The organism is Rhodanobacter sp. B2A1Ga4, assembly GCF_018101315.1.
GTDB lineage: Bacteria > Pseudomonadota > Gammaproteobacteria > Xanthomonadales > Rhodanobacteraceae > Rhodanobacter > Rhodanobacter thiooxydans_A.
Genome location: NZ_JADBJR010000002.1, coordinates 64925 through 90304 on the forward strand (window position 1 = coordinate 64925; position 25380 = coordinate 90304).

Consider the following 25380-nt stretch of genomic DNA (forward strand, 5'->3'; position numbering starts at 1 on the left):
AGGGTTGAGGGCGGCACATCCGCCGGGCGCGATGGTGACTGGCGACCCGCCCGGGCGCCCTGACCGGGATCAGGGCAATCCCGCTCGGTGAGACTCACGCTGGGCACACTGCCCCGGCCGCTGCGGACCTCCGCCGCCGGCGCCCGATGCACTGGCAGTGGATCGGTTCAACCCTTGGCCGCGTCCGGCACTCCCGCCGGCGCGGCTTTTTTTCGCCTCAGGGCTGCGCCGGCACGGGAGCCGTGACAGCTGCCGGCAGCCACGGCGACACGCGCGGGCGTTCCAGTCCGGCGAGCAGCGGCGGATCGCGCTGGTAGACGTCGGGGCGGAAGCCGACCCGGCCGTCCTCGCGCAGGTCCACTGTCCAGTACGCCAGCAGAAGTGTGACCGGCTCGCGCAGCATCACGGTCTGCGTCTTCAGCGTGTCGATCGCGCGGTCGATCCCGGCCCGGTCCCAGCGCGCCGGGTCGTCCAGCAGCAGTTCGGCCAGCTCGCGCGGGCGCTCGACCCGGATGCAGCCGGAGCTGTTCGCGCGCTGCTCGTTGGCGAACAGTTCCTGGTGCGGCGTGTCGTGCAGGTACACCGCGTAGTCGTTGGGGAAGCGGATCACCAGCCGCCCCAGCGAATTGCCCGGGCCGGCGTCCTGGCGCAGCACGATGCCGCGCGGGTGGGCCCAGTCCACGCTGGCCGGCGCCAGCTCGCGGCCCTGGCCGTCCAGCACGCGGATGCGGTTGGCGGCGAGGTAGCCCGGGTTCTTGCGCAGCTTCGGCAGGATGTCGTTCTTCAGGATGGTCGGCGGCACCGTCCAGGTCGGGTTGAGCGTGAGGTAGGTGATCTTCGACTTGAACACCGGCGTGCTGCGATAGGGCTTGCCCACCTGCACGCGCGAACGCCACACCGGTTTGCCATCCTTGTAGTAGGCCACCTGGTAGCCGGCGATGTCGACCACCACGAACCTGCCCTGCAACTCGTGCAGCAGCCAGCGCGCGCGCTCCAGGTTCACGCGCAACTGGTCGATCCGCGCCGCGACCGGCACGTTCAGCGCAGCCAGGGTGGCCTTGCCCAGATGGCCATCGGGCGCCAGGTATTGTTCTCGCTGGAACTGCTCCAGCGCGGCCTCCAGCGCCGGGTCGTACAGGTCGTCCACACCCTCGCCCACGGAATACCCGGCCAGACGCAGCCGCTGGCGCAGCGCCGGCACGCGCGGATCGCGGCTGCCCGGTTTCAGCGTGGGGCCGTCGGCCAGCGTCAGCCAGCCGCCCTGCGCCGCCACCTCGCGCAGCTTCGCCAGCGCCGTGCGTAACTGGCCGTACAACGGGTTCTGCGGCCGTGCCCGCGCGAACAGCTCGCCAAGCGTGCCTTGCGCCAGCGCGTCGTGCACCGCCTTGAGGCCCTGCGCCTGGTCGAGCTGGCGCGGGTCGTAGTTCCAGTGCGTGTCCAGCGTGGCCGGATCGACCTTGCCACGATACAGATGCAGCAGCGCGGCGAGGCAGGCATCGGTGGCCAGCAGGTCGAACTGTGCGCGCTGCTGCGGCGTGGCCCACGGATCGCTCAGCACGCTGCGCCGACGCTGCAACTCGCTCAGCGCATAGTCTTCCGGATCGAGGCCGTCGCCAGCCACGTCGCCCAGCGCGGAAAGCAGCTGGTCGAGATCGCCTGGGCGCGTCCATGCCGGTGCAAACCGGTTCTGCTCGTAGAACACCGCCACCGCGTCGCCGGGCGTCCGGGCGGCATCGGCATCGGCATGCACGCCGCGCCACTGTTCGACCCGCTCGCGAATCTGTTCGGCCACCGGGCTCAGCGGTTGCTCCAGCGCAGGCTGTTGTGCATGCACCGCCGTTCCCGACAGCAAGCCCAGCATGGCGATGCCCTGAATGACACGGAAAAATCTGGGCGGCACGAGACGATCCTGCGCAAGGGAGTCCCGCCTGTCATAGCACAGTCGCCTGCCCGTCGCGCCCGACGGGTTCTTAACAAGGGGCTGCTAGGATCGACGACCGCACCACCCGAGCCCGCCCCCGCCAAGCCGTTCCGATGAGCCGATTCCTGCGCCACGCTGCCACCCTGACATTGTTCCTCGCCGGCTGTTTCGTCGCGGCACACGCCACGGAACCGTCGCTGCAGGATGCGCTCAGCCGGCTCGCGCCGAACGCGAACCCCAAGGTGATCGGCCTGGCGCTCGCCGCCACCGAATGCGCCGCCGCGCAGGGCCAGCCGCCGTCCGACCGGCTGGCGGTGATCGACTATTCGAAACCCTCCACCGAGCCGCGGCTGTGGGTGTTCGACCTGGCCAGACGCAAGCTGCTGTACCACGAGCTGGTGGCGCACGGGCGCAACACCGGTGAGAACCTGGCGACGGCATTCTCGAACCGGCCGGAGAGCCTGCAGTCCAGCCTGGGCCTGTTCCGCACGCTGGGCACCTACGCCGGCCACAACGGTTACTCGCTGCGCATGGAAGGCCTCGAACCGGGCACCAACGACCATGCGCTGGCGCGCGCACTGGTGATCCACGGCGCGGCTTACGTCAACCCCGCACTCGCCCGCCAGCAGGGCCGCATCGGTCGCAGCTATGGCTGCCCGGCCGTGCGCACCGCGATTGCGCGGCCGCTGATCGACGCCCTCAAGGGCGGCCAGTACGTGTTCTCCTACTACCCCGATGCACGCTGGCTGAGCGCTTCGCCGTACCTCAAGTGCAGCAGCGGACGCGCCATGACCGCGAGCCTCGCCGCGCCCTGAATCCGCGCCAAGCGCATGCCCCTCACGGATTCCCGGAGGGCTCCCGCAGCAGCGCCTGCATCTTCAGATAAACACCGTTGCTCCAGCCAAAGCCGATCACGTTGGCGGTGTAGCCGGCGCTGATCTTCACGTCGGCGTTGCCGCTGACCATGTTGTATTTCTCGCGGATGGTGCCGTCGTGGGCGAGGCTGCGATCGATGGTGGCGGTGAATTCGCGCGCGATGCGGCGGGCGTCGTCGTGGAAGCCGTAGGCGTCCAGCCCGGCCGTCGCCAGCCAGTTGGTCGGCGCCCAGCCGAACGGCGCATCCCATTGCGCGCCGCTGGCGTGGTCGCTGGTCTGCAGGCCGCCCTTGCGCTCGAAGATGCCGAGCTTGCCGCGCAGCGACGCGGCCTGCGCCGGCGAGGCCGCACCGGCCCACAGCGGATAGAAGGTGGCGACGAAGTGATAGCCGGACGGCTTGCCGCGCACGAAGTCGTAGTCCATGTACATGCCCTGGTCGGCACGCCACAGGTACTTGTCGATTGCCGCACGTCGCGCGTCGGCGGCGCCGGCCCAGCGCTTGGCGTCCGCATTGTTGCCGAGCTGCACGGCGAAATCGTGCAGGTCGCGCTCGTAGCGGTACAGCAGGCTGTTCAGATCCACCGGCGCGTAGTGGTGGGTGGAGCCGCCGAACGGACCCATGCGGAAGCTGGTGTCGAAACCCGACTCGCGCATCGCGCGATCGCCGAGATAGTAGTCAGCGCTAAGGCGATAACCTTGCGACCAGGCGCCGGCGCAGACCTTCGAGGCCTCGACGTCGCAGCTGGCGGTCTTGAGCCGTACGACTTCCGCCGCGTCCGGATGTTCGGCGGCCCTGACCAGGTAGCCGGGATCCTCCGACGGGTGCGCGAGCAGCCAGTCGATCACGCCGCGCAGGTAGCGGCTGTCGCGCATCTCCAGCACCGGCGCCGCGCCGCCGTAGTCGTAGTAGCGCGCCAAGCCAGTGGCGCCGGCCCGGTGTTCCTTGCGCGTCCAGGTGGAGTAGTCGCGCACGGCGAGCGGATACGCGTGTTCCAGCCACGCTTGCGCTTCGGCCTTGCTCTTGAAACTGTCCGGGTCATCCAGCACGGCACGGATCATTAAACTCAGGAACGGCGGCTGCGAACGGGTCAGGTAATAGCTGCGGTTCGCGTTGAGCACCGCGCCGTAGTACTGCACCTCGAACAGCGCGTTGTCGACCATGTCGCGCGCCAGCGCCTCGCGGTGGTCGGCGACCAGGCCGAGCACGATGAAGTAGCTGTCCCAGCCGTACATCTCGTTGAAGAAGCCGCCTGGCACCACGTATGGATGCGGCAGGTAGAGCAGGCCCTGCCGCGGCAGCGAAGTCGGCGCGATGTCGCCAAGCTGGCCGATCGCTCGGGGCAGCACGTGCACGTCGACGTTGCAGCGCTTCTTCACCGCGGCCAGGTCCGGCGGCGATGGCAGGTCCGCGGGCAGGTACAGCACCGGCTGCGTGCCCACCTTGGGATCACGCAGGGCCGAGCAGTCGTCCATCGAACGCGTCAGCGTGGTCCATGCGTGGTCGATGTAGGCGCGGGTCTTCTGCGCATCGGGCTGGAGGGCCGCCGCAGCGGTGGCGAACATGACCCACAGTCCGCACAGCGCACACCGAAGGAATGACTTCATGATCATCAACCGATGCCGTGGGCACATGCGTGACAGCGTGTAACCATCGTCCCGCCGGCGCAACCCCGCGATTGCGCGGAGCACGTGTTCCGCACCGCCAACGGCTGCCGGCTATCCGCGCCGCAGCCGGCTCGCGATGTCGTAGGCGGCATTGATCTCCCGGGAACGCTGCTCGGCCAGTTGGCGGAGATCTTCGCCGAGCCGGGCCACCTTGTCCGGGTGGTACTGGCTGATCTGCTGCCGGTAGGCACGCTCTATGTCGTCCAGGCTGGCGGATTCGGCAACACCAAGCACCTGGTACCACGCGGGTGGCGGCGCGGGCGGCGGCGCATCGCTCCATGCCGGGCCGTAGTCGCGCCAGTGGCCGTTCGCGCGGCCCTGCCGGTCCTGTCCATCGGGCGGCCGGGGCGACGACCGGTCCTGCTCGCCGGTACCCGGCGAAAGCAGGTGACTGACCAGCCGGTAGCCGAAGAACAGTCCGGCCAGAATGACGACGACCTGGGTGAGGGTCATGGCGTGTTGTCCTCGAAGTGCGTCAGGCAGGCCTGCAACGAATCGCTGGCGGCACTGCCCGGCTCCACGAAATCCAGGCTGGTGCGAATCCGCCCGCGCAGCAGATCAAGCAGCGTTGCCTGCTGCGCAGGCGACAACATCGACGCGGCGGCGCGACGCAGGTCGGGAACGGCTTGCTGTCGCAGGCTGATCTTCCTGACGATGTTCAACGCGAACGGCGCGCACAGCAGCGCGTCGAAGGCCAGCGCCAGCACCGCCCGCGGCGAAAGGTTCAGTGCCTTCCGGCAGCGATACACCTGGGCCAGCATCGCCACGATCACCAGGTAGGTCAGCAGCAGCCAGCCCAGCAGCACCGCATGCGAACCGAACCAGAGCGCGCATGGCAAACCCGCGAAGAACAGGCCCAGCAGCAGCCACGTCCACGGCGCCAGGGTCGCCAGCGTGAACCGGACGCGCTGCCATCGCACCCGCTGCAACGGCGATGCCGTGCCGGACCAGGCCAGCCGCAGCAGCACCCGATGCGGGCAGCACGGGTTCGGCAGAAACAGGTGCCGGCCGCCAAGCTCCAGTGACGAACCACCGGAGACGACGAAACCACGCCGCCGCGCCTCCAGCACCACCTCATCGTGGAACAGCAGCAGGGCGGCGTCGTACAGGTACAGGCCAAGCACGCCGCCCATCAGCAACCACGGTTCGGTCAACGCCATCCCTCAGCGCTTCTTCACGAAGAACGACTTGAACCTGGCGCCCACGGCCGCAAGGCCAACCAGCAGGAACTTCCAGGTTGCCGCCAGGAAGCCGCCGATCACGGCGAACAAGCCTTTCTTCGCGGCAACCGCCGCGGCTCCCCCGGTGATGAGCGCCGCCAGACCATAGGCCGCGACGTGATCGCCGGGCTGGTACTCGCCATAGGTTTCGCCAGGCGAGAACTGGAAGCCCGGCACCGTCTCCTTGAAGCTGCCGATGGAGTGGCCGAGCTTGTCCGGAGCCGTGGCGACCACCACCTGCATCACGCCATAGCGGCCCAGCAGGCGGGTGTTGTAGTTCACCACCTGCTGCTGCGTGCTGACGTCCTCGGCCAGGATCGACCAGGCCAGCGACTTGAGCTGGGTGTCGTATTCGGGCTTCGCACTCCAGCCAAGTACCCGCAGCTCGTCCCAACCGTGCGAGCGCCGCTCCTTGTTGCTTTGCTCGGTGCCCTTGCGGATGGAGTCGAGGATGTCATCGGGATCGATCTGCTCGTTGTCCTTGATGTAGCCGGTATCCGCGTACGTGAAATACGCCACCCAGTCGCCTCTATCGTCCACCAGCGCGTACTCGTCCTCATCGTTCGAGGGATTCTGCATCAGCAGGTTCAACGCCTTGGTGCCCTTGTTGTCCAGGAACGCGTAACCCTTCGGCACCTGCAACGAGGCGTGCGTGCCCAGCGAAACGGTAGTCGGCCCCCGCTGCCAGGGCAGCGCCTCGATCGGGTTGGTTTGCGGGTCGGTTTGTGCGGTGACGGGCGCGCACAGGCATGCCACAAGCAGTGCCGCAAGCACTGGAAACAATCGCTTCATCCTTTTCCCCTGTTGATCCGTGAATATCCCCATGCATGGCGTGCAGCCCCCGCTGCGTCGGCGACAGCACGCTCCGTGGAGCGTGTAGCGGACTCGCCATGCCTGCGCACTTTGACGCCGGGCCGGCCATATATCAACCACCCAACTGCGAGCTCAACACACCATTCGCCTGCGCGCCTGGTCCGCCTATTCGATCAGTGAATACCGCGACTCGGCCATCACGCGCCGTCGCGCGTTTCCCGCAGGCGCAGGATGAACGCGAGCACCGGCACAGCCACCGCCGCCAGCGCCCACGGCAGCCAGGGGTGATCGCGCAGCAGCCAGATCGACGCACCCATCGACAGCACGATCAGCGCCACCGCACTGAACTTGGCCCGCCGCGGCACCGTGCGCTCACGCTCCCAGCGCACGATCGCCGGCCCCAGTCGCGGCCGCGCCAGCAACCAGCGATGCCAACGCGGCGACGCGCGCGACCAGCAGGCGGCGGTCAGCAGCAGGAACGGCACGGTCGGCAGCAGCGGCAGCACGATGCCGACCAGGGCAAGCGCCAGCGACAGTGCGCCGGTCACGATCAGCAACCAGCGCACGACGTGGGCTCGGCGTGGCTCCGGAGCGGCGGGATGGGATATGGACAAGAAGCGGGCTCGCGCAGGGGTATGAGCTTGACTCTAGCGCATACCCACATTCCGGCATCCCAGAAAAAAGCCGCCCGGATCGCTCCGGGCGGCTTGGTTTTCCACCGACGGATCCGGCTCAGTCGACCGCGGCGTCCAGCCCGCGCCGCTTCAGCAGCGGCTCGATTTTCGGCTCCTGCCCGGTGAAGTCGTGGAACAGCTGCAGCGCGTCCTTGCTGCCGCCACGCGACAGCAGGGCGGCGCGGAAGCGGTCGCCGTTGGCGCGGGTGAGGCCACCGTTCGCCTTGATCCACTCCACCGTGTTCGCGTCCAGCACCTCCGACCAGATATAGGCGTAGTAGCCGGCCGCGTAGCCACCCATGATGTGGCTGAAGTACGGCGTGCGGTAGCGCGGCGGCACCGGCGCGTAGTCGGTGCCGTTCACCTTCAGCGCGGCGGCCTCGAACGCCACCACGCCGCCGGCCTCGGGGATCTTGTCGGCGCCGAGCTGGTGCCAGCTCTGGTCGAGCATCGCCGAGCCGAGGTACTCGGTGGTGGCGAAGCCCTGGTTGAACTTGGATGTGGCCAGCACCTTGTCCAGCAGCGCCTTCGGCATCGGCGCGCCGGTCTGGTAGTGCTTGGCGTAGTTCGCCAGCACGCTGGGCCAGTCGGACCACATCTCGTTGACCTGCGAGGGGAACTCCACGAAGTCGCGCGGCACGCTGGTGCCGCTGAAGTACGGGTACTGCACGTTCGAGAACATGCCGTGCAGCGCATGGCCGAACTCGTGGAACATGGTGGTCACCTCGTCCCAGGTCAGCAGGGTCGGGCCGCTGGCCGGCTTGGTGATGTTGAGGTGGTTGGCCACCACCGGCAGGTTGCCGGTGAGCCCGGACTGCTGCACGTAGGCGTTCATCCATGCGCCACCGCGCTTGGACGGCCGCGCGTACATGTCGGCCAGGAAGATCGCCAGCTGGCTGCCGTCGGCGTTGTACACGTCGTACACCAGCACGTCGGGGTTGTAGACCGGCAGGTCGGTGCGCTGCTTGAAGCTGAGCCCGTAGAGCTGGCCGGCGGCGTAGAACACGCCGTTCTCCAGCACGTTCTTCATCTCGAAGTACGGCTTCAACTGGCTCTCGTCGAAGTCGTACTTCTCGGCGCGCACCTTCTCGGTGTAGTAGGCCCAGTCCCACGGCTGCAGCGCGAAGGTCGCCTCGCCCTTCGCCGCCTGCTCCTTGTCGATCATCGCCTGCAGCGCCGCGCCTTCGCGCTTCGCGTTGGCCACGGCCGGCGGCGCCAGCCTGGTCAGCATCGCATTGACCGCTTCGGGCGTCTTCGCCGTCTCGTCGGCCAGCACGTAGGCGGCGTAGGTGGGATAGCCGAGCATGGTCGCCTTCTCCGCGCGCAGCTTCAGCACCTGCGACACGATCGCGGTGTTGTCGTACTGGTTGCCGCGGCTGCCGCGGGCGATCGACGCCTCATGCAGGCTCTGGCGCAGCGCGCGGTTCTGCAATTGCGCTTCCGGTGGTTGCCCGGTGGTGTTGAGCAGGGCAATCACGTACTTGCCGTCCAGGCCCTTCGCCTTTGCGGCGGCCGCGGCGGCGCCGATCTGCTCGTCGCTGAGGCCGGCCAGCTCTTCCTTCGTGTCGACCGCCACGGCGGAATCGTTCACTTCGGCCAGCACGTTCTGGCTGAACGTCGTGCCCAGCTTCGCCAGCTTGCCGTTGATCTCCTTCAGGTGCGCCTTGTCGGCGTCGGACAGCTTGGCGCCGGCGCGCACGAAGTCGGTGTGGTAGCGCTCGATCAGGCGCACGCCTTCGGCGTCCAGGCCCAGGCTGTCGCGCGTGTCGTACAGCTTCTGGATGCGCGCGAACAGCTGCGGGTCCAGCGAGATCGCGTCGCGATGCGCGGCCAGCTTCGGCGCGTACTCGGCCTGCAGCGCCTTGCGCGCGTCGTTGGTGTCCACGCCGACCAGGCTGAAGAACACGGTCGAGGTGCGGGAAAGGATCTGCCCGGACTTCTCCAGCGCGACGATGGTGTTGTCGAACGTGGGCGCCTCGGCGTTGCCGGCGATCGCGTGGACTTCCCCGAGATGCTCGGCCATGCCGCGGTCGAAGGCGGGCGCGAAATCGCTGTCCCTGATCTTGTCGAACGGCGGGTAGTGCAGCGGCAGCGGGCTTTCACGGAAGAACGGATTGCCGGCGTCGGCGGCCACCGTATCGGTGTGCGCCTGCGAGGTGGCGGATTCGCTCTTGTCGCTGCCGGTATCGGTGCAGGCGGCCATGGAACCGGACAGGGCAATGGCCAGGGCCAGCGCGATGGGATGCTTCATCGGTACGGATCTCGTCGTGGGGTAAACCCCGATCCTACCCAATGCCTGCCGCTTTCATGCATGACTAAAGCCATGGTGTGCGACGCTTCGCCGCGGCCATCCACCTGTGCCGGATGGCGCGCCCGCGCGTGTGGACCTTCAGCCTGCCAGGGCAGCCGGAACCACCACCGCTGCATGATCCGCGCCGGCCAGCTGCACCGGGTGCAACGTGGCCGTCAGCATCGCGCCCATGACCAGCGCGCAAACGGCGAAACAGACGACGAACAAGCCGGCCAGAATCTGTGATTCGAATTTCATGACGTGCCTCCGCTGATGGGTGAGGTTCCCTGTGATGTACGGAGTGCAATCGCCATGCCAACCCGTTGTGGGACGCGCGAAGCCTTGTCCCGCCTGCATCCACCGGCAATGCGCACGATGCCGGCGGGTTGTCCGCGGACAGCCGCCGCGCCGTGGCCGGACAGGCGGACAATCGCAACGCCGCCGCGCGCCGGTCAGCCCGCTGCGCGCGATTCGCCGGTGGTGCGCCGCAACTTGCGGTACTCGACCACGGTGAGCGCGATGACCACCAGGTCGAACAGGGTCAGCGCCACGAAACCGAACGAAGGACCAGCCACCACCATGTGGTAGATCTGGTACGCGGCAAACGCCGCGGTCAGCCAGATCAGACCCGGGTAGGCCCACAGCCTGCCGCGCAGGATCTCCACGATCACCACCAGTTTCGCCACGCCGTGGGACAGCAGGTAGACCGCCGCGAACAGCACCGAGCCCTGGTCGAACTGTGCGGCCCAGTGCAGCACGTGCGTCGCGATGAAGTCAGTGGGATCCTGGTGCAACTCCGGCGCGACCAGCGCGCCAACCCATGCCTGCAACCGCAGCGGACCGAGCAGCAGCAGCCAGAGTCCGCCGACGACCTCGCTGATGCCGTCGAGTCCCTTCAAGCCGAGCCCGATCGCGAAGGCCTTGTCGGACAGGGTTTGAACGCGCAAGTCGATCATCGACACACTCTTCCGCGGTAGACCCGGAAACTAGTGGCCGCCGGTCCGGAGCCTGCTCCGTGGTTGGGGACCGGTGGCAACCTGCCTACGCCGACAACCATGTTCGCATGGCCTGGGTGACCGCCGCGGGCTGCTCCATCGGACTCATGTGGCCGCTGTCCTCGACCACCACCAGCTGCGCCTGCGGCATCAGCGCAACCATCGCCTCGTGCAGCGCCAGCGGCGTGAGCACGTCCAGCCGGCCGCACAACACCATGACCGGACACGTCAGGCTGCGCAACACCGCCTCGCCGTCCTCGCGCCGCATCACGTTCTGCCGGATGAACACGTCGCGGCCCTGGCGCAAAGTCATCGCGTTGATCCGCTGCGCCAGCGCCGCATCGTGCAGCCGCGCTGGCGCCACGAAGCTCGGCAGTAGTTGTTCGGTCATGCCGCGGAACTCGCCGGGCAGGCTAACCGATTTGTTGGCCGCCCGCCGCTGCGCGATGCGCTCGGGCGTATCGGCGTGGAACGAAGTGTCGAGCAGCGCCAGCCGCTCGATGCGCTGCGGCGCCTGCCGCGCGATTTCCTGGGCAACATAGCCACCGAACGAAAAGCCGGCCAGCGCAAAGCGCGGCGGCGCGGTCGCCAGCAGCTGCCGTGCCAGTCCGGCGATGCTGTCGCCATGGCCCAGGTCGGCGACCCGGCACTCGGCCACGTCGGCCAGGCCCGTCAGCTGGTCGCGCCACAGCTCTTCGTCGCACAGGAATCCGGGAAGCAGCAGCAACGGCGGCCGAGGGTCAGTCACGGTGTTGCCCGGAGATCGGAAAGGAAGCGGCATTATCGACCACATCGCACGCCGTGCCCTGCGCCGGCGCAGGCGAGGACACGCCGCACGCCTGCGCAGCCTGGTCGGCGCCGTCCGCGTACCTTTCGTGCAACGCCACCGGCGCGACCTGTCCGTTCGCGCGCCGGCGGATCCACAGGTTGATCAGCTCCACGAACACCGAGAAGGCCATCGCAGCATAGATGTAGCCCTTCGGGATGTGCTGGCCGAAACCATCCGCCACCAGCACCAGGCCGATCATGATCAGGAAGCTCAGCGCGAGCACCTTGACCGTGGGGTGGCGCTCGACGAACTCGCCGATCGGCCGCGCGAACGCCAGCATGAAGCCGATCGAGGCGAGGATCGCGGTGACCATGATCCAGCGCTCGTCGACCATGCCGACGGCGGTGATGATGGAATCGAGCGAGAACACGATGTCGAGCAGCATGATCTGCGTGACCACGCTGCCGAACGTCGCCACCGCTGCACCCAGCGTCACCTGCTCGGTGGCGCCCTCCAGCTTCTGGTGGATCTCGTGCGTGGCCTTGCCGATCAGGAACAGGCCGCCGCCGACCAGGATCAGGTCGCGCCACGAGAACGCATGCCCGAACAGCGAGAACAGCGGTGCGGTCAGCCCGACGATCCATGCGATCGCGAGCAGCAGGCCCAGGCGCGTGACGGCCGCCAGGACGATGCCGGTGCGGCGTGCCGCGTTCCGCTGCGCCGGTGGCAACTTGCCCGCCAGGATCGAGATGAAAATGATGTTGTCGATGCCGAGCACCAGTTCGAGCGCCGTCAGCGTGGCAAGGGCGATCCAGGTTTCGGGGTTGGCCAGCAGTTCCATGGGAAGTCTCTTCGCGGGATGGGGATTCGGCGCCGGTAGCAGGAGCCAGCCGGCGGACAGGACGGAGCCGTCGCGTGTCACGGTTGTGGATGGACGTCCATGGGCATGCTGCGACTCCGGCAAGGCTCGAAAGGCCACGGCTGGAAAGGCATCTGTGATGGACGCACCTTCGCCGTGGAGCGGCGAAGGTCTTGCTCGCAAACCAGCAGATGGCTTGCTGCTGCACCGGAGCCCAGGCTCGTCATGACGGCGACAGCGATTGGGAGCTACTCCCCTTCGGCGACGATGCTAGCACACGCTCACGTCGTGCAATGCGGTCCGCGCCGGCCGCACTGGCATGTCCGCAAGCACCCGTTCGACAACGGCTGCCGCGTCATTCGAGGGTGGCGGGAAATCAGCCTGCGTCGATGGCCGCCAGTGGCGTGTCGCCCGCGGCGACATCGAGCGCCTGCAGCGAGACCGTCTTGCTGCCGCCGTGCAGTGACTGCCGGCCGACTTCGCGAAAGCCCAGCCTGGCGTGGAAACGCGCGGACGCCGGATTGGGCGGCTCGATATCGAACTCGCAGGTGAGCAGCGGCACCGTCTCGCGTACCGCCAGCGCGTACAACTCGCGATAGAGCCGGCCGCCGGCACCACGCGCCTGCGCGTCGTCGGCCACCACGATGCGATCCACGTACAGGAAGCGCGGATGGCGCTGCGTGAACCAGCGGTAGTTCGGGCTGTCGTAGTCCGCCCCCTCGCGCAGCGCGAGCAGGAACGCCTCGACCCGCCCGGCCGATTCGATCACCCGATGCAGCGCCGCCTGCGCATGCAACTGCGCCAGCCGCGCGTGGTCGAGTGGACTCAGCACCGCCACGAACGCCTCGTTGAGGGCGAGGATGGCGGGGAAGTCGGCGGGGGTGGCGTCGCGGATCATCGGGGAATGGTCGAAGCGGCGTGCGGAAGCCTAGCCGTGTGCCAGCGCGTAGTCGATCGCCGCGCACACCGCCGCTGCCTGCGCGGCGTTGCATTGTTCGGGCGTGGCGCGCGGGCTGTCGGGATAGACCTCGGTGGTGGTGCGGTACGGCGCGTCGGTGATGCCGGCGCACAGGCCCAGTGGGCGGTAGTCGTATTCGATCACGCCATGCGCCACCACCGGCGAGCCGATGATGGTGCCGTCCGGATCGGCCGGCGCGATGTGGGTGACCTTGGCCACCGCGGCGATCACCGCCTGCTGGAACGCCGGCTGCGGATTGGCGCTGTCCGCGCAGAGATAGAAACCATCGGGAATGGTGCCCGGCTCGTACGGCTTGCCGTCGCGCGCGGCCAGCGCCGGGCGGAACTCGCTCTCGTCGCTGTCGGTGGTTTCGTGCAGGTCGATGTGCACCCGCACGCGCTCGCGCCACGGCGCGACCAGCCGCATCAGCGCCGCCGACTCCTGCGCCGGGCTGTGCTCGCGGAACGAGCGGTTCGGGTCGAGCGCATCCGGGTTCCAGCGGTGGATGCGCTCATAGCCCCACGGGCTCACGCACGGCACCACCAGCAGGTTGGCCCGCCCCGCGTAGTCCGCCGCATGCCGCTCGATGAATTGCAGCGCCCCGTGCACACCGCTGGTTTCGTAGCCGTGCACACCGCCGGTCACCAGCGCCACGGGGAGCTCGTCGCGCCAGCCGCGGCTCCTGATCGCGAACAGCGGGTAGCTGCCGGAGGCATAGTCCAGCCGGCCATACTCCGCCACGTCGAAGCGTGCGCGCAGGGTTTCGATCACGCCCAGCACGTCCGCTGCGTAGCTGCGCCTGACACTCTGCCGCGATTGCCAGGCCGCCACTTCCGCTTCGCCCCAGGGACGTCCGGGGGTGCCGATGGGATAGAAGGCCGGGGTAGTCATCGTGGCGCTCGCTTCGCTGTGCTATCGGGAGAAGCGGAACACTGTAGCACCGGGCTGCAACGTTGACGGCGGCGACGCCGTCCCGATCACCCGTTCGCCGCCGCGATGCACGCCATCGAAGCGGGGATGGCGACGAGCTCCAGCTCACCTGCCCGGCGCAGACACTGCCCGCGCCGGCGTCAAGGCTGCCGCTGGTCCGGCGACTCCAGGATTTCCGTCAGCGGCCTGCCCTGGACCGTGCCGAGGGAAACGTGCAGCAGATGCGCGATCGTCGGCGCAACGTCGAGATTGCGAAATGCCGGGATTTCGCCCCTGGCCCGGATACCGAAGCCTGCGGCGATGAAAATGCCCTGCATCAGCGGGTCCGAGTTGGGGTAGCCGTGGGCGCCGATTTCCCGGGTCGGCGTCACGAAGTCGCCCGTATCGCCCTCCTTGAAGGCGTAGCCGTCTGCGGCGTAGAGCAGCAGGTCGGGCGCCTGGTCGCTCTGCGCCGGCACCGGCCAGCCCTGCTTCGCCGCCTCGGCGGGAGTCAGTACCGCGCGGATGCCGGGCCGGCCTGCGAAGAGCGATTTCAATTTGCCGGTCGAGGCCTCCGTGGCGTGCTGCTGGAAGACCAGGGCGAAACCATCATCCGGCACGCAGAAACTGGGCTGAGCCGCGGAGGCACCCTGCAGCCCGGCCTGTCTGAGCAGGACATTGGGATGCACCAGCTGGCGAACGCTCTGCTGGCCGTGGTCGGAGACGATGATGAAGGTCGTGCGATCGAGCTCACCGGCGGCACGTACCGCGTCGACGACGTCCTTCACGCGATCATCCAGAAAGGCGATGGTGTTGCGCCCCGAGTCATTGCCGAAGCCCGTGTCGTGCTCGATGTTGTCCAGCGCCAGCAGATGCAGCAACAGCAGGTCGGGGTGATGCTTGCGGATGATGTCGATCGCCGCACGGGTGTAGAGGCGATCGCGCCACGCCTGGGACGAGTCGCCGAAATGCACGAGCTGATCACGGGTGACGACGCCCTGCCGCACGAGCTCCTGCTCGATGGCGCCGTCGGGATCGGGGTGTTCGGCGAACTGCCAGTCGATGTTCCGCGCGCCTTCGATGGCGACCCAGTCCACCTGCGCCGTCGTGAGGCCCGCCCGATGCACGGCGTCGTAAACGGTGGGCACGGCGACCAGCCGGGACTTCGGTGCCCCCATGTCGATCCGGGGCGGCGTGGCGGTGCGCTGGTTGACGATGAGCCCGTTGACCAGCACGTGATGCCGGCTCGCGTCGACCCCGGTGACCATGGCGGTGTGGTTTGGCCAGGTGACGGTGGGGTTGATCGGCTGCATGGAAACCGCATAGGCGCCACGCTGCATCAAGGCATGGAGCGTCGGCGCGGGCAGCCGCGGCTCATGCAGGCTGGCCGCGCCGAAGGCGTCCAGGCTGATGACCACGACCTTCGGGCCCGGCGTGGCCGGCGCCGCCTGGACGCAAGGCGACAGCGAGGCGCTGCCCGCAAGGAGCATCGCCGCGGCGACGACGCTTCTAAGCAAACCGGAGGCTGGGCACATCATGCGATCCCGTCGATGGAGAAAAGGCGTCTGTCGGAACACTGGCATCAGTCAACCACCTTGCGCTCGCCGCCCGTCGCGCTGGTGGCCGCGGCGGCAGGCGCCTTTCCGGCCGGCGCTGAATCTGCCGGCATGGAATCTGCCGGCGCTGAATTCATCGGCGCCGAATCCGCCGGCGCCGGGCCCGTCGCATCCGCCGGCCGGCTGGACTGGCCCGGATGCCATTCGAAAGTCGCCACGCTCTGCGGCGGCAACGTGTACTCGAAGTGGGTCTGACCCTGCGCGACCGAGACGCGGCGCGCCTCCGCATTGCTGTTGACCATCACCAGCACCACCGATCCGCCGGAGGCGTTCTGGAACGCCACGTTGTCGAGGCCCTTGTCGGTATCGCTGGATCTCACCCGCACGGCACCGGGCAGGACGAAGCGACTGAAGTGGGCGAATGCATAGTACTCATCGTTGCGGCTCACCGCGCCGGTGCGCGAGTCGATCGTGACCACGCCCTTGCAGGCATCGCACCCGCCGAAATGCGGACCGTGTTGCTCGTCCAGTGCAAGGTTCCAGTACACGATACCGCGCGCCCACTGCCGCAGCCCTACCAGCAGCAGGTCGCGCGTGAACCACAGCAGCTCGCCGTTCTTGCTGGACTCCCAGTCGCCGCCAGAACACTCGGTGATGTAGGTGTCCTTCTTCGGAAACGCGCGATGCACCTGGCCCTGCGCATACGGGCTGCCGCTGTAGCAGTGCCAGGCGATGCCGTCGACATAGCGCGCAGCAGCGGGGTCGGCCAGCACGTCCAGCGGCTGGTCCGGCTGGTCCCAGTTGTGGTCCCAGCCCAAAATGAGCGTCTTCGGCTTGCGCGTCGCCAGCGCCGGGCCGAGATACTGCGCGATGATGCGCACCCGCGCGGCCGCGGGCAATTCCATGCCCGGGTAGGTCAGCGGCACGAAGGCCGGCTCATTCTGCAGGGTCAGCGCGAAGATGGGGATGCCGTAGCCGCGATAGGCGTCGACGTACTTGACCAGGTAGTCCGCGTAGGCGCTTTCGAATTGCTCCAGCAGGCCGCCGCCGACCAGGTTCGCGCTGGTCTTCATCCACGCCGGCGCGCTCCACGGCGAGGCGATGATGCGCAGCTGCGGGTTGATCGCCAGCACCTCGCGCACGGTCGGTATCACCTCCGACAGGTTTGCGGCGACATTGAAGTGCAGCAGCTGCGGATCGGTGTCGCCGGCGGGCAGGTCGTCCAGGGTGTACGGCTGCAGCGAGAAATCCGAGGCGCCGATGGTCAGCCGTGTCATGTTGAAGTTGAGCCCGGGCGGCGGGCCGAACAACTCGCGCAGCAATGCAGCGCGCTGCGGCGCATCCAGCCGGTTCTGCAGCAGCCACGCCGAGGCGTCGGTCAGCGCCGCGCCGAAGCCGACGATGGACTGGTACTTGTGGTCGATGTCGACGACCACGTCGGCGGGCGACGAGCCGCCGGCGCCCGCCTCGATATCGGGCTGCCGCGCCAGGCGCAGCCGGCGATCCGCCGTGCTCAGCCACAGCCTGACCGCGGACTCCGGCGGTGGCGGCGCCAGGATGACACCGCCTTCCACCGCGAAGTGCACGCGCGGCGGCGCCAACGCCCACAGGGCCAGCACGGTGATCAACGCGAGGGACGCAACAGCCAGCCAGCCGGGAACGCCTTTGCGCTCATCCATGGTGCACGCCAATCCCATCGTCCACATTGCGGTTCACTGGCGACAACCTCACGATCACGAAGCCCCTGGCGTGCGCATCACAGATCGGCAAAGAGTGCAGCGAAACCGGGGTTCGCGTCGACCCGCACGAAGCGCGGCCCCGGTCTGCACGGCGCACCTCCCGCAGGCGCGCCAGCCAAGCTGCCCGGCAAGGCCGGACCGGGGAGTCATCCTGACACCGTTGCATCCTTCCTGCCGCCGGCCGGGCGGCCATGCTGCCGGAAAGAAGAACCCGATCGCACTTTCGCGCGTCAAAGCCGTCGCCGCCGCGGCTTCGGCCCGACATGCGGGCGGCGCCGCGGCGCCTATCGCTTCGCCAGCCGGTACGCCACCGTCTGCAGCGCGCTCACCCCTTCGGCGGCGAAGCCCGGCTGCTGCGCCAGGATATCGCGCCGCTCCAGCGTCGCCACCGTCCAGTCGCGGCCATACAGCTCGCGCACTTCGGCTTCCGGCACCGGGAACGGCGGCCCCTGCTTCTCGTGCGGCGGATACTCCAGCGTGACCAGCAGGCCACGGCAGCCGGCCGGCAGCCGCGCGTGCAGCTCGCGCACGTAGCGATGGCGCAAGTCCGGCGGCAGGGCGATCAGCGCGGCGCGGTCGTAAACCGCCGCGCAATCGGCAAGCGCCGCGGCATCCAGCTCGAACACGTCGCCGCAGATCAGCTCGATCGCACCGGCCACATGGTGGACGCCGTAGCGCGAGGCGTGCACCTGTGGCGTCAGGCCGTGCTCGTCGAAGAACTGCGCCACCGCCAGCGGCGACAACTCCACCCCCAGCACGCGATGCCCCTGCTCCGCCAGCCACCGCAGGTCCAGCGACTTGCCGGCCAGCGGCACGAACACCCGGCTGCCCGGCGCCAGCGCCAGCGTCGGCCAATGCCGCAGCAGCAGCGGCGTCGGAGCTTGCTGGTGAAAACCGGTACGGCCTTCGCGCCAGCGCTGTAACCAGAACTCGGACTCCATGGGGTCTCCTGTCGACAAATGGATGGCCAGGCTGGCATCGTGCAAGCCGGCCAGCGAAGAAGCAAAAAATTCACGCCTGCCCGGGCCAGCCCGCGCGGAGCGGCAAGCGCCCGCGGTGGCGGCCAGGCGGCGGCCTAAAGATGGTCCGCGCCCCGACGCAGCCAGTTATCGATCAGGGATTTCTCGTAGCGCAACGAATCCTGGTCGGCCGGGGAGCTGCTGCTGAGGAAGGCGGCGTTGCGCAGCTTGCGCTGGCCCTGGCGCAGCACCTTGCCGTCGGCGCCGTACAAGGTGAAGTTGAGGTCGATGCGCGGCGGATAGACGTCCCTGATGATGCGCACGTCGTTGAAGTCGGGGCCGCGCCAGGGCTCGTAGGCGCCGGCCCGGACCACGTCGGTCACCTCGATCTCCAGCCGCTGGCCCGGTGCCAGGATGCGCGAGGCGCGCTGGACGATATGCGCCTTGAGCGGCGCCAGGTAAGCGTCGGGATTGACCAGGTGCACCCCGCGGCTGCGCATCGCCTCAGTGAAGTGCTGCGGGTCCTTGTAGCGCACGCTCACGTTGTCCGTCGTGGTCGCGGCCTGCGCGGCCATGGCCGCGAGGACAAGGCCGGCAAGGCACAGCAGGCGCAGCAGGCGCAGCAGGCGCAGCAGGCGCAGCAGCAGGGAAGATTTCATGACGGCTCTCCCGGAACGGGTCGAACGGCCGCAGCGGGCGGGTGGTGCAGCCGTGGCGCAGCGGGCATCAGTATACGTCCGGGCAAACGCGGGGCGGCGAACGCTGTTTCGAGCCATTACCCGCCCGGCTTCCGCGGTCGCAGGGCGACGCCGGCGGGAAAGAGGGATTGGACCCCAAACCGCCGTGCTACTCAAAACCGGGGGAACGTCGGGTCGCTCACGACCACGGTGCCTGCGGCGGCGTACCCGGAAGTCGCGAAGTCATGCATGAGACTCATCTGCACTCCTGAACGCGGTGATCCAGTCGGGGCTACGCCATCCTACTGACATGGCTCACCCTTTTCGAGGAATGCGATGCCTCCACGCGATCTGTCCGCCGCGATGAGCCGCACTTTCCGGTAGTCGGGGAATTCCGCGACACCTCATATGCCCGCAGACCCCGGATCCCGTGCAAGAACGGGGACACAAGAATGGGGCCAAGTCCACTTCCGAGATCCCGAAATTGTCCCTGACACCTTTTTGCTCCTAGGCGAAAGTACACAAGCCACGCGCTAGGCGTGTTGCCATGACGTCACCGTTCTTCAGGTGGCGTAAGGTGATTAACGTGCTCGACCGTTTGCACACCGCCTACCTCGACCCACCAGGAGAATCGCCATGAATGCACGCGTTTTCCGCCCCTGCCTGCGCCCGCTTTGCCTCGCGCTGATCGCGCTCAGCCTGACCGCAGTCGCCTTGCCCTCCGCTGCCACAGCCCTGGATCCCGCCACGATCGGCAAGGCCGCCGGGGTCGACGCCAAGGCGCAGCCCGATGGTGCCGTCAAGATCGGCTGGAGTCGCTCGGACGTGCCGGTCACCGTCGACGGCATGCGTCTGTCGCCGGCCGCTGGGCTCGGCTCCTGGGCATCCTTCACCGCGATGGGCGATCAGGCCATGGTCATGGGGGACACCGTCGTCTTCCAGGACGAGGTCGATGCCGCCATGGACGCCGCGTTCGCACACGGCCTGAGCGTCACCGGGTTGCACAACCATTTCTTCTACGACCAGCCGAAGGTGTACTTCATGCACCTCGGTGGCGAGGGTTCATCGACGCAGCTGGCCGCTGGCGTCAAAGCGGTGTGGGATGCGGTGAAGGCGGTACGCGCAACCCATCCTCAGCCCGCGCAAGGGTTCGGCGGCGCCACGCCGTCGCCGGGCAAATTGAGTGCGGCATCGATCGCCACGATCATTGGGCACCCTGCGCCGGTCACCGATGGCGTGGCCAAGGTCACCGTCGCACGAGAGGGGCAGATGCACAGCCAGGCCATTGGCGCATCCATGGGGTTGACCTCCTGGGTCGCGTTCAGCGGTAGCGATGAGCTGGCGTCCATCGATGGCGATTTCATCATGCGAGCCGACGAGGTGCGCCCGGTGCTGCAGGCGCTGCGCAAGGCCGGCATCCACATCGTGGCCCTGCACAATCACATGATGGGTGAGAACCCGAACTACTACTTCACCCATTTCTGGGGCAAGGGCAAGGTCGCCAACCTTGCGCACGGGTTCCGCGCGGCGCTCGATGCCCAGGCCGCCAGCGCGAAGCACTGACATCACGCCAGGGGAGCACCATGCGGAGTGCGTCGCCCCAGCCTGCGATCGTGGCCGCCCTGATGGTGGCCATCCCGGCAACGTGGGCGTACACGCAGAACACCCTCGTCAGATCGACCGAAACCGGGGCGGTGCAAGTTAAGCAGAAGATCGAAGCACGACGGATTCAGGAACCTAACGATTTAACTTCCTTCGTCCCGGTTTCGCGATTACCCCTCCGTACGGTCTCCGCGGAAATTGTCCCTGACACCTTTTCCATGACACCTTTTCCAGACACCTTTTCCAGGTTCGTGGCGACTTCGACGATTGACGACTAGGCGCGCATAGTTCCAATCTGGAAAAAAGAGGAGCCAGTCATGCGATGCTGGAAATGCGAAAAGATCGTTCCGAATGACGACGTATGTTTGGGGTGCGGAGCTAGTGCAAGCGATGCTCCACCACGAAGACCAGTAATTACGTCAGAGCAAGATGACTGGGAGGCAGTATTAGGGCCCAAGAAAGAGCTCCGATACGTAGAACCTGAAGACGAAGAGGTCCCTGGTGATGCCGACGAAATGCCTATTATTGCGGAACGCCTGGCGCTCACTTGTCCGCAGTGCCGTTCACCGCAGCTGACGGCAAATAAACGGGGAGTCAGTCTGAAAAATGCCGTCATTGGTGGCGCGGTTTTAGGACCTGCAGGCCTTCTTGGCGGCCTCGTTGGCTCAAGCAGAGTAAATATAACGTGCCTTCAGTGTGGCCATAGCTGGGCAGCCGGGCAAAGACGCTAACCTGTGTATTTATGCCAAGTGTCGCCACCACGCCACCCACTACAGTGGCGTTTTTCGTGGAGTCACGCTATGAACTCCGCGGTGACCCGAACCCCAGAAACACAAATCCCGGCGCGGGGCCGGGATCGTATAAAGCCTTGAAACAGTCGGCGGAGAGTGTGAGATTGGAACCCACGGTACGCTTACGCGCATGTTTGATTTCGAGTCAGGCACCCCTCACCCGCACTTCGAATACCCGCAATTCAAACAAGTCTGGCAGTTGTCCATCAGCACCAGCGCCTTGGTATTGCACTTGTCGCACATCATCGAGCCGGGCGGAAAGGTCAGCGTCTCGGCGCCAGTCGACTCGGCAATCACACCTACATCAGTGTTTTTTTTTGAACCCAGCGCCTCGTAGGCGGCACGCTTGTCGGCGATCAGCTGCCGCGTCGCCGCATCCATCTCCGGATCGTGGATCAGCCCGATGTTCTTCATGTGTTGCTCGATCACGCCGCCGATCTCGGCGACGATGCTGGACATGTACACACCGCCAGCCTTGAAGTAGCCGCCGCGCGGGTCGAACACGGCTTTCAGCTCTTCGACCACGAAGGTGACGTCGCCGCCCTTGCGGAACACGGCGGAGAGGATGCGGGTGAGCGCCACGATCCACTGGAAGTGGTCCATGTTCTTCGAGTTGATGAAGATCTCGAACGGGCGGCGCTGTTCGTACTTGGTGCCGGCGTTGAGCACGATGTCGTTGATGGTGACGTACAACGCGTGCTCGAACAGCGGCGACTTGATCTTGAAGGTGGAGCCGACCAGGGTCTCGGGGCGTTCCACGCTTTCGTGCATCTGGATCACTTCGGCCGTCGGCGCCTCTTTCGGCGCAGCGGCGGTGACCGGGGTGGCGGCAACCTTGTCTTCGGGTTTGACCACGTTGTAGCCGGTGATCTTCTTTTCGATCTTGATCGCCATGGTGTTCGCTTCTTTATCGAGTGTTGGTGCCGGGGTAGACACGGCGTGATGCGAAAAACATGCGGCCCGGCGCGTGGCCGGGCCGCATGCGGTGTTGCTTACTTCCGTTTTGCGGCGGCCTTCCTGGCGGCAGGCTTGCGCGCTGCCGACTTGCCGGCCACCTTCTTGCTGGCAGTGGACCTCTTGGCCGTCTTGGCGACGGCTTTCTTGCTGGCGGACTTCTTCGCTGCCGCCTTTTTCGGTGCGGCCTTCTTGCCGGCCGTCTTCTTGCTGCTGACCTTCCTTGCGACCTTGGTGGTTTTCTTCTTCGCCACCTTGGCGACTTTCTTCGCGGCCTTCTTCACCGCCTTCTTCGCGGCGCCGGCCTTTTTCGCGACTTTCTTGACGGCCTTTTTCACGGCCTTCTTCGCGGCGGTCTTCTTCACCGCTGCTTTCTTCGCCACCTTCTTCACCGCCTTCTTCACGGCTTTCTTGGCGGCAGCCTTTTTCGGCGCGGCCTTTTTCGCCGCAGCCTTCTTCGGCGCTGCCTTCTTCTTGGCCGCAGCCTTCTTCGGTGCAGCCTTCTTCTTGGCCGCGGCCTTCTTCGGCGCAGCCTTCTTGGCAACAGCTTTCTTCGGGGCGGCCTTCTTCTTCGCTGCCGGCTTCTTCCTTGCCGGCGCGGGTGCGGCAACCGGCGCAGCCGGCGGCACGTCCGGCAGTACCGGCAGGACGACGGCAGGCGCCTCGGCGGTGGCCGGCGCGGCGTTGTTGTTCATTTCAACTTCGTTTTCGATGGACATGCTGGTGTTCCCCTCCCGATGGACCGCTTGAGTAGTCGCACGCCGGAGCGTGCAACGGTTCAGAACTTGCCGTAGTAGCCTTCCTTCAAGGCATCGAAGAGGTTGGCGGCGGAGTGCATCTCGCCGTCGTATTCCACCTGCTCATTGCCTTTCAGTTCGACAACGCTACCGTCTTCCAGCTCGAAGCGGTAGAGGGTGCTTTCAAGGTCCGCTTCCTTGACCAGCACACCCTGGAACGCGGCGGGGTTGAAACGGAAGGTGGTGCATCCCTTCAGGCCCTGCTTGTAGGCGTAGAAGTAGATGTCCTTGAAGTCCTCGTAGGGGTAATCGGTGGGCACGTTCGCGGTCTTGGAGATCGACGAGTCGATCCACTTCTGCGAGGCGGCCTGGATGTCCACGTGCTGCTTCGGACTGATGTCGTCGGCGGCCACAAAGTAGTCCGGCAGCTTGTTGGCGGCCTCGTCGGTGAACGCCTTGGCATCGGCATTGATCAAGGCGCGGTAAGCGAGCAGCTCGAAGCTGAGCACTTCGACCTTTTCCTTGGACTTCTTGCCCTCGCGGATCACGTTGCGCGAATAGCTGTGGGCGAAGCTGGGCTCGATGCCGTTGCTGGCGTTGTTGGCCAGGCTCAGGCTGATCGTGCCGGTGGGTGCGATCGAGCTGTGGTGGGTGAAGCGTGCGCCGGTCTCGGCCAGCTCGGCCACCAGATTCGGCGCCACCGTGGCGATGCGCTGCATGTAGCGGCTGTACCTGGCGTGCAGCACGCGGCCAGGAATGCTGTCGCCGACCTTGTAGCCATCACTGACCATTTCCGGGCGCTTGCGCAGCATGTCGCCGGTGACGGTGTAGTCGCGCAGCAGGATCGGCGCGGCGCCCTTTTCCTTGGCCAGGTCCAGTGCGACTTCCCAGCCGGCCACCGCCATCTCGCGCGAGACATCCTCGGTGAAGCTCACCGCGTCGGCCGAGCCGTAGCGCATCTTCAGCATGGTCACGGTGGAACCCAGGCCGAGGAAGCCCATGCCGTGGCGGCGCTTGCCCATGATCTCGTTGCGCTGCTGTTCCAGCGGCAGGCCGTTGATCTCGACCACGTTGTCGAGCATGCGGGTGAACACCTTGACCACCTCGCGGTACTCGTCCCAGTCGAAGCGCGCCTTCGGGCCGAACGGATCGCGCACGAAGGTGGTCAGGTTGATCGAGCCGAGCAGGCACGAGCCGTACGGCGGCAGGGGCTGTTCGCCGCAGGGGTTGGTGGCGCGGATGTGCTCGCACCACCAGTTGTTGTTCATCTCGTTGACCTTGTCGATCAGGATGAAACCGGGCTCGGCGTAGTCGTACGTCGAGACCATGATCATGTCCCACAGGTGCCGCGCGCGGATGTGGCCGTAGATCTTGCAGGCGACCAGGCCGTCTTCGCGGTCGACGTAGTTTTCGTGGGTGGGCCACTCGCGCCAGACCACCTGGGCCGGATCGTTGACGTCGATCTCGTCCTTTTCCTTGACGTGCACCGGGAACACCAGCGGCCAGTCCTGGTCGTGCTCGACCGCGTCCATGAAGCCGTCGGTGATCAGCAGGCTCAGGTTGAACTGGCGCAGCCGGCCGTCCTCGCGCTTGGCGCGGATGAATTCCTTGGCGTCCGGATGGCTGATGTCGAACGTGCCCATCTGCGCGCCGCGGCGGCCGCCGGCGCTGGACACGGTGAAGCACATCTTGTCGTAGATATCCATGAACGACAGCGGGCCGCTGGTGTACGCGCCGGCGCCGGACACGTACGCGCCGCGCGGGCGCAGCGTGGAGAACTCGTAGCCGATGCCGCAGCCGGCCTTCAGGGTGAGGCCGGCCTCGTGCACCTTCTCCAGGATGTCGTCCATCGAATCGCGAATGGTGCCGGAGACGGTGCAGTTGATGGTGGAGGTGGCCGGCTTGTGCGCCAGCGCGCCGGCGTTGGAGGTGATGCGACCGGCGGGGATCGCACCGCGGCGCAGCGCCCACAGGAAACGCTCGTACCAGTGGCCGCGCAGCTCGTCGCTGGCCTCGACGTCGGACAACGCACGCGCCACGCGCTGGTAGGTCTCGTCGATGGTGGCGTCCACCGGCTCGCCGGACTTCGCCTTCAGACGGTATTTCTTGTCCCAGATGTCGTACGACGCCGGTTGCAGCGGGATTTCCACGGCGGCGTCACGGTTGGTGGCTGGGTTCATGCTCGAACCTGGGTTCGCGCTGGGGGCTGAATTTGTGGCTGGCGCACGCACTGTGCTCATCGGCTTCCTGACCTCTCGCTGCGACCTTGCGGCCGGCGTTGTTTTTTATTCGATACGGCAATGTTGTTCACGACTGTGTCGATGGCACTTGATGGGCCGTCGAGGATTGCCCTCAGCCCATGCACCATCTGATTCCCGACGACAACGACTCCCCCTCAAGAGTACGACGGTCGACA

General features: G+C 66.8%; 22 protein-coding genes. 3 read left to right on the forward strand and 19 right to left on the reverse strand.

Translation table 11 applies throughout. The features are described from left to right. Positions 1-217 precede the first annotated feature (217 nt). The gene (locus IMW82_RS08955; protein ID WP_211004446.1) at positions 218-1861 is read right to left on the reverse strand and encodes a L,D-transpeptidase family protein; all 1644 of its coding nucleotides are present in this window, start codon (positions 1859-1861) and stop codon (positions 218-220) included. 173 nt (positions 1862-2034) lie between these two features. Between IMW82_RS08955 and IMW82_RS08960 the strand changes: the two genes are divergently transcribed. After that, positions 2035-2736: a murein L,D-transpeptidase catalytic domain family protein gene (locus IMW82_RS08960; protein ID WP_108470342.1), complete on the forward strand. Its 702-nt coding sequence runs from the start codon at positions 2035-2037 to the stop codon at positions 2734-2736. A gap of 22 nt (positions 2737-2758) precedes the next feature. Here IMW82_RS08960 and IMW82_RS08965 read toward each other — a convergent pair whose 3' ends face one another. The 16 genes from IMW82_RS08965 to IMW82_RS09040 form a co-directional block, all read right to left on the reverse strand. After that, on the reverse strand, positions 2759-4429 hold the full coding sequence (locus tag IMW82_RS08965) for a trehalase family glycosidase (RefSeq protein ID WP_108470341.1): 1671 nt from the start codon (positions 4427-4429) through the stop codon (positions 2759-2761). An 84-nt stretch (positions 4430-4513) separates the two neighbouring features. Further along, positions 4514-4915 (reverse strand): J domain-containing protein, encoded by a 402-nt coding sequence (locus tag IMW82_RS08970; RefSeq protein WP_108470340.1) that lies wholly within the window; start codon positions 4913-4915, stop codon positions 4514-4516. Next, on the reverse strand, positions 4912-5622 hold the full coding sequence (locus tag IMW82_RS08975; protein ID WP_108470339.1) for a hypothetical protein: 711 nt from the start codon (positions 5620-5622) through the stop codon (positions 4912-4914). The genes IMW82_RS08970 and IMW82_RS08975 overlap by 4 nt, the downstream gene beginning before the upstream one ends. A gap of 3 nt (positions 5623-5625) precedes the next feature. After that, on the reverse strand, positions 5626-6456 hold the full coding sequence (locus tag IMW82_RS08980; protein ID WP_345777127.1) for a DUF2167 domain-containing protein: 831 nt from the start codon (positions 6454-6456) through the stop codon (positions 5626-5628). Positions 6457-6692: 236 nt separating this feature from the next. After that, on the reverse strand, positions 6693-7061 hold the full coding sequence (locus IMW82_RS08985) for a YbaN family protein (RefSeq protein WP_108470337.1): 369 nt from the start codon (positions 7059-7061) through the stop codon (positions 6693-6695). 166 nt (positions 7062-7227) lie between these two features. Further along, positions 7228-9420, reverse strand: a complete 2193-nt coding sequence (locus IMW82_RS08990; protein ID WP_211004340.1) for a M3 family metallopeptidase — start codon at positions 9418-9420, stop codon at positions 7228-7230. A 138-nt stretch (positions 9421-9558) separates the two neighbouring features. Beyond that, positions 9559-9717 (reverse strand): hypothetical protein, encoded by a 159-nt coding sequence (locus IMW82_RS08995; protein WP_159082140.1) that lies wholly within the window; start codon positions 9715-9717, stop codon positions 9559-9561. A gap of 194 nt (positions 9718-9911) precedes the next feature. After that, positions 9912-10415: a DUF2127 domain-containing protein gene (locus IMW82_RS09000; RefSeq protein ID WP_108470335.1), complete on the reverse strand. Its 504-nt coding sequence runs from the start codon at positions 10413-10415 to the stop codon at positions 9912-9914. Positions 10416-10500: 85 nt separating this feature from the next. Further along, the gene (locus tag IMW82_RS09005) at positions 10501-11202 is read right to left on the reverse strand and encodes an alpha/beta hydrolase (RefSeq protein ID WP_199909788.1); all 702 of its coding nucleotides are present in this window, start codon (positions 11200-11202) and stop codon (positions 10501-10503) included. Further along, positions 11195-12064, reverse strand: coding sequence for a TerC family protein (locus IMW82_RS09010; protein WP_234411242.1), 870 nt, complete (start codon positions 12062-12064; stop codon positions 11195-11197). The genes IMW82_RS09005 and IMW82_RS09010 overlap by 8 nt, the downstream gene beginning before the upstream one ends. Before the next feature lie 394 nt (positions 12065-12458). After that, entirely contained in the window at positions 12459-12980 is a 522-nt protein-coding gene (locus IMW82_RS09015; RefSeq protein ID WP_108470333.1) for a GNAT family N-acetyltransferase, read from the reverse strand. A 30-nt stretch (positions 12981-13010) separates the two neighbouring features. Continuing rightward, positions 13011-13931, reverse strand: coding sequence for a M14 family metallocarboxypeptidase (locus IMW82_RS09020; RefSeq protein WP_108470332.1), 921 nt, complete (start codon positions 13929-13931; stop codon positions 13011-13013). Between the two features lie 179 nt (positions 13932-14110). Next, the gene (locus tag IMW82_RS09025) at positions 14111-15487 is read right to left on the reverse strand and encodes an ectonucleotide pyrophosphatase/phosphodiesterase (protein ID WP_199909787.1); all 1377 of its coding nucleotides are present in this window, start codon (positions 15485-15487) and stop codon (positions 14111-14113) included. A 44-nt stretch (positions 15488-15531) separates the two neighbouring features. Continuing rightward, positions 15532-17184: a glycoside hydrolase family 30 beta sandwich domain-containing protein gene (locus IMW82_RS09030; RefSeq protein ID WP_108470330.1), complete on the reverse strand. Its 1653-nt coding sequence runs from the start codon at positions 17182-17184 to the stop codon at positions 15532-15534. Between the two features lie 344 nt (positions 17185-17528). After that, complete coding sequence (locus IMW82_RS09035; RefSeq protein WP_108470329.1) at positions 17529-18185, reverse strand: thiopurine S-methyltransferase; 657 nt, start codon at positions 18183-18185, stop codon at positions 17529-17531. 134 nt (positions 18186-18319) lie between these two features. Then, positions 18320-18835, reverse strand: coding sequence for a DUF3016 domain-containing protein (locus tag IMW82_RS09040; protein WP_108470504.1), 516 nt, complete (start codon positions 18833-18835; stop codon positions 18320-18322). A 681-nt stretch (positions 18836-19516) separates the two neighbouring features. Here IMW82_RS09040 and IMW82_RS09050 point away from each other — a divergent pair. Then, positions 19517-20443: an LppY/LpqO family protein gene (locus IMW82_RS09050; RefSeq protein ID WP_108470328.1), complete on the forward strand. Its 927-nt coding sequence runs from the start codon at positions 19517-19519 to the stop codon at positions 20441-20443. A 986-nt stretch (positions 20444-21429) separates the two neighbouring features. On the opposite strand, the gene IMW82_RS09055 is transcribed toward IMW82_RS09050, so the two are convergent. Beyond that, the gene (locus tag IMW82_RS09055; RefSeq protein ID WP_108470326.1) at positions 21430-22167 is read right to left on the reverse strand and encodes an NrdJb; all 738 of its coding nucleotides are present in this window, start codon (positions 22165-22167) and stop codon (positions 21430-21432) included. Between the two features lie 45 nt (positions 22168-22212). Here IMW82_RS09055 and IMW82_RS09060 point away from each other — a divergent pair, with 45 nt between their 5' ends. Then, positions 22213-22977 carry a hypothetical protein gene (locus tag IMW82_RS09060; RefSeq protein ID WP_199909786.1) on the forward strand — a complete coding sequence of 255 codons (765 nt, stop codon included), beginning with the start codon at positions 22213-22215 and terminating at the stop codon, positions 22975-22977. Between the two features lie 28 nt (positions 22978-23005). On the opposite strand, the gene IMW82_RS09065 is transcribed toward IMW82_RS09060, so the two are convergent. Next, complete coding sequence (locus IMW82_RS09065) at positions 23006-25144, reverse strand: adenosylcobalamin-dependent ribonucleoside-diphosphate reductase (protein ID WP_108470324.1); 2139 nt, start codon at positions 25142-25144, stop codon at positions 23006-23008. Positions 25145-25380 lie beyond the last annotated feature (236 nt).

Excerpts from the sequence above, each read along its gene's own strand:
- IMW82_RS08955 (WP_211004446.1), bottom strand. The coding sequence starts at position 1,861 with ATGCTGGGCTTGCTGTCGGGAACGGCGGTGCATGCACAACAGCCTGCG.
- IMW82_RS08960 (WP_108470342.1), top strand. The coding sequence starts at position 2,035 with ATGAGCCGATTCCTGCGCCACGCTGCCACCCTGACATTGTTCCTCGCC.
- IMW82_RS08965 (WP_108470341.1), bottom strand. The coding sequence starts at position 4,429 with ATGTGCCCACGGCATCGGTTGATGATCATGAAGTCATTCCTTCGGTGT.
- IMW82_RS08970 (WP_108470340.1), bottom strand. The coding sequence starts at position 4,915 with ATGACCCTCACCCAGGTCGTCGTCATTCTGGCCGGACTGTTCTTCGGC.
- IMW82_RS08975 (WP_108470339.1), bottom strand. The coding sequence starts at position 5,622 with ATGGCGTTGACCGAACCGTGGTTGCTGATGGGCGGCGTGCTTGGCCTG.
- IMW82_RS08990 (WP_211004340.1), bottom strand. The coding sequence starts at position 9,420 with ATGAAGCATCCCATCGCGCTGGCCCTGGCCATTGCCCTGTCCGGTTCC.
- IMW82_RS08995 (WP_159082140.1), bottom strand. The coding sequence starts at position 9,717 with ATGAAATTCGAATCACAGATTCTGGCCGGCTTGTTCGTCGTCTGTTTC.
- IMW82_RS09000 (WP_108470335.1), bottom strand. The coding sequence starts at position 10,415 with ATGATCGACTTGCGCGTTCAAACCCTGTCCGACAAGGCCTTCGCGATC.
- IMW82_RS09010 (WP_234411242.1), bottom strand. The coding sequence starts at position 12,064 with ATGGAACTGCTGGCCAACCCCGAAACCTGGATCGCCCTTGCCACGCTG.
- IMW82_RS09015 (WP_108470333.1), bottom strand. The coding sequence starts at position 12,980 with ATGATCCGCGACGCCACCCCCGCCGACTTCCCCGCCATCCTCGCCCTC.
- IMW82_RS09020 (WP_108470332.1), bottom strand. The coding sequence starts at position 13,931 with ATGACTACCCCGGCCTTCTATCCCATCGGCACCCCCGGACGTCCCTGG.
- IMW82_RS09025 (WP_199909787.1), bottom strand. The coding sequence starts at position 15,487 with ATGATGTGCCCAGCCTCCGGTTTGCTTAGAAGCGTCGTCGCCGCGGCG.
- IMW82_RS09030 (WP_108470330.1), bottom strand. The coding sequence starts at position 17,184 with ATGGATGAGCGCAAAGGCGTTCCCGGCTGGCTGGCTGTTGCGTCCCTC.
- IMW82_RS09035 (WP_108470329.1), bottom strand. The coding sequence starts at position 18,185 with ATGGAGTCCGAGTTCTGGTTACAGCGCTGGCGCGAAGGCCGTACCGGT.
- IMW82_RS09050 (WP_108470328.1), top strand. The coding sequence starts at position 19,517 with ATGAATGCACGCGTTTTCCGCCCCTGCCTGCGCCCGCTTTGCCTCGCG.
- IMW82_RS09055 (WP_108470326.1), bottom strand. The coding sequence starts at position 22,167 with ATGGCGATCAAGATCGAAAAGAAGATCACCGGCTACAACGTGGTCAAA.
- IMW82_RS09065 (WP_108470324.1), bottom strand. The coding sequence starts at position 25,144 with ATGAACCCAGCCACCAACCGTGACGCCGCCGTGGAAATCCCGCTGCAA.